We start from the raw sequence: 3,547 nt of genomic DNA, 5'->3' as shown, positions 1-3,547 counted from the left end.
AACTGTCGGAGTTCTTCTTCTGGTCGATGACGATGCCCTTGGCAACGGTGCTGCTGGACTGGTCGACCACGTGCACGTTGAAGTCGCTGAGCTGCGAGAGCGCCTCGGACTGCGTGAGGCCGATGACGTTCGGCACCGACTGCTGGCCCAGGGAAACCACGTACGTGACCTTCGTACCCTTTTCCACCTTCGTGTTCTTCGAGGGGTTCTGCGAGATGATGCAACCCTTTGCCACGCTGGAGGAGTACTGCGAGTCGCTTGCGCTACCCGTAAGGCCTGCGGCTTCGAGCGCTTCGTTGGCTTCGCTTTCCGTCATGCCCGAAAGGTCGGGAACGGAAACGTTCTGCGAGCCCTTGGACAGGTAGTACGTAACGGTGGTGCCCGTATCGACCTTCGTGCCTGCCGTTACGTCCTGGCGCGCTACCGTGCCTTCGGCGGCCGTGTCGGAGTATTCAGACGTGCCTTCCTTAGGCGTGAGGCCCAGCTTGTTCAGCGCGGCTTTTGCCTGGTCAGGCGTCATGCCCGTGAGGTTGGGCACCTCGATCTGCTCTTTGCCCTTGGAAACGTTCAGGTTCACGGTGGAGCCCTGTGCGGCCATGGTGCCGGCGGACGGGTCGGTGGAAACAACGTTACCTGCGGCAACGGTGTCGGAATACACTTCGGTGGTGGTGCCCACTTCGTAGCCTGCGGCCTTTAGCGTAACGGCTGCGGCCTGGGCGCTCTGGCCCGTAACGTCGGGCACGGTGCCCGCCTTGTTGCCGGTGAGGAGCATTACGGCTGCGGCGATGGCCGCAACGGCAAAGATGAGGACGAGCGCCACGATAACGTTGCGCTTGCGCTTCTTCTGGCGAATGGCGTCTTCGTCGACTGCCTTCATGGTGCGCGCCGCCGAGGTGGGCGCACCCGTGGCGCCATCGACCGAGGGCATGACCTGCGTGCCGTCGGCCATGGGCGGAACGAAGCCGCCGGCCATGACGTGCGTGGCATCGGCCATGTTCACGGGGCGACCAGCCAGGTAATCGTTCAGCGCATGCTTCATGTCGCTTACCGTGGCGAAACGTGCCAGCGGGTCTTTCTCGAGGGCGCGCATGATGATCTGCTCGAGGCCCGGGTCGACCTCGGGGTTGATTTCGCTCGGGGGAACGGGGTATTCGCTCACCTGCTTCATGGCGACGCTTACGCTGTCGGGGCCGTCGAAGGGCAGCTTGCCCGTTACGGCCTCGTACATGACCACGCCAAGCGAGTAGATGTCGCTGGCGGGGGTGAGGTCTTTGCCCTGTGCCTGTTCAGGCGAAATGTAATGCGCGGTGCCCAAGACGGCAGACGTCTGCTGCTTCATGGAATTCTTGGCGCGCGCGATGCCGAAGTCCATCACCTTCACGTTGCCGTCGGGCTGAACCATGATGTTCTGCGGCTTCACGTCGCGGTGGATGATGTCCTGGTTGTGGGCCACGGAAAGGGCCTGGCAAACCTGGGAGCCGATTTCGGCGACCTTGCGCTGGCTGATGGCGCCGCGCTGCGTGATGGCCGTTTTCAGGTCGCTGCCGCGCACGTATTCCATGACGATGAAATACGTATCGCCGTCGTGACCCCAGTCGTAGACGTTCACGATATAGGGGCTCTGCAGGTTGGCAGCCGATGCGGCTTCCTGGCGGAAGCGCTGCGTGAAGTCGGCGTCTGCGGCGTATTGGGGGAGCATGACCTTCACCGCGACAACGCGACCGAGCACGCGGTCTTGAGCGCGGTATACTTCCGCCATGCCACCGATGCCGATGCGGTCGGTGAGCTGATAGCGGTTATTGAAGACTCTGCCTACCATGTTTCCGTTCACGTATAAACTCCTTTTGGGCACATGCTAGCGAGATTTTACCGTACTGCTAGCATACTCCATTTACAGTGCTCCTTGTACTTTCAAAGCGGTGCTTAACACATTATTTGCTCGCGTCGCAGCGTTCGTGGAACCGTCGTTTTCCTCCAGAACGATGGCGATCACGACTTTGCAATCCTCGGTGGGACCCATGCCCACGAACCAGCTGTTGTCGAGTGCCTTATCGGTCTGCGCGGTACCCGTCTTGCCGGCGATGTTCACGCCCGAGATGGCCGCGCCCTTGCCGGTGCCACTTTCGACAACGCCCTGCAGCACGGAAAGCGTGCGCTCGGCCGTGTCGTTCGACATCACGTTGGCGTACACGGAAGGCGTCGTCTCGCTGGCCTTTTCGCCCTCGGCGTTGTAGACGCTGTCTACCAGGTACGGCTGCATGATGGTGCCGCCGTTGGCGATTGCCGCGCCCACCATGGCCATCTGCAGGACGGTGGCCTGCGGACCCGCGGGGCTCTCGTGCTCGCCTACGGGTTGGCCCACGGCAGCCCACGCAGTTTCCCATGTGGTCATCTCGCTGGGGTCGGGCATGAGCGACATCGAGAGCGGAAGCTCGAAGGCGGTGGTGTTGTTGAAGCCGTACTGCTCGGCGCTGCGCACCAGCAGCTCGGGGCCAATCTGTACGCCAACCTGACCGAATACCGTGTTGCTGGAAACCTCCGTGGCACGTGCGAGCGTGATGTCGCCATAGCTCGTGTCGTCGAAGTTGGTAACGGGCGCGTTGCCGATGTCCATGCTGCCGGGCGCGCTGTAGACGGTGTTCTCGTTGGCGATGCCGTTCTGCAGGGCCGTTGCCAGCGTGAGCATCTTGAACGTGGAGCCCGGGGCGTAGAGCGCCTGGGTCGCGCGGTTGTACAGTGCGTCGCTCGACGAGGAGTCGGTGGAGTTGGAGAGGAGGCTCTCGAACTCCGAGGCGTCGTAGGTGGGCGAGGAGGCCAGCGCCAGCACGGCGCCCGTTTCGGGGTCGAGCACCACGCAGGCACCCGAGTAGCCCGAAAGCGCGTTCTGCGCGGCTTCCTGAATCTCGGAGTTGATGGTGAGCTTCACGTCGTTTCCGCTGGTGGAAATGCCGGCGTAGCTATTGATGACGTCGGTCCAGGTGGCGAAGTCGGTGTTGCCGGTGAGCGTTTCGTTGCATGCCGACTCGATGCCGCTCGTGCCGTACTTCGTGCTGGAATAGCCAACCACATGAGAGGCAAGTACGCCTGCGGGGTAGATGCGCGTGTATGTGCCGTCTTCGTTCTGGATGCTCTGCGCGAGCACCACGCCGTCGTTGGTGGAGATGGTGCCGCGCTCGCGCGTGGCTTCCTTGGCGGTGGTGTGGTTGTTCGTGGAAAGGTTCTGGTAGTACTCGGCGTTAACCACCATGAGCAGCGTGAGGTTGGCCACGAGCACGGCGAACAGCAGGCAGATGATAACCATGAGGCCCGTGAGGCGCTTGCCCAGGGCCACGCGTCCAAGCACGCCCGTCTGGGCATGGCCGGGGCCGCCGATGGCGCCCGTCATTTCGCGACCCACGCCCGTGCCCTCGTCGCCGCATTTCAGCAGCATGCCCACGGCGATGAAGCTGGCAAGTAGCGAAGAGCCGCCCTGGCTGATGAAGGGGAGCGTGAGGCCCGTGAGGGGAATGAGGCGCGTGACGCCTCCCACGATGATGAAGGCCTGCAG

The 3,547-nt window shown here is 62.7% G+C and carries 2 protein-coding genes; both read right to left on the bottom strand.

The window, feature by feature from the left end; all coding sequences use genetic code 11:
• Positions 1 to 1,819: Stk1 family PASTA domain-containing Ser/Thr kinase (gene pknB, locus AC04P6_RS02785; protein WP_475565067.1), on the bottom strand; the 1,819-nt coding region annotated here is incomplete at its 3' end.
• A 72-nt stretch (positions 1,820 to 1,891) separates the two neighbouring features.
• Positions 1,892 to 3,547 (bottom strand): peptidoglycan D,D-transpeptidase FtsI family protein (locus tag AC04P6_RS02780; protein WP_475565066.1); only part of this gene is annotated, 1,656 nt, incomplete at its 5' end.

The sequence above is a fragment of the Denitrobacterium sp. genome (assembly GCF_056180635.1).
Note: the sequence above shows the minus strand (reverse complement) of the source record. Positions and strands in the feature narration are given on the sequence as shown.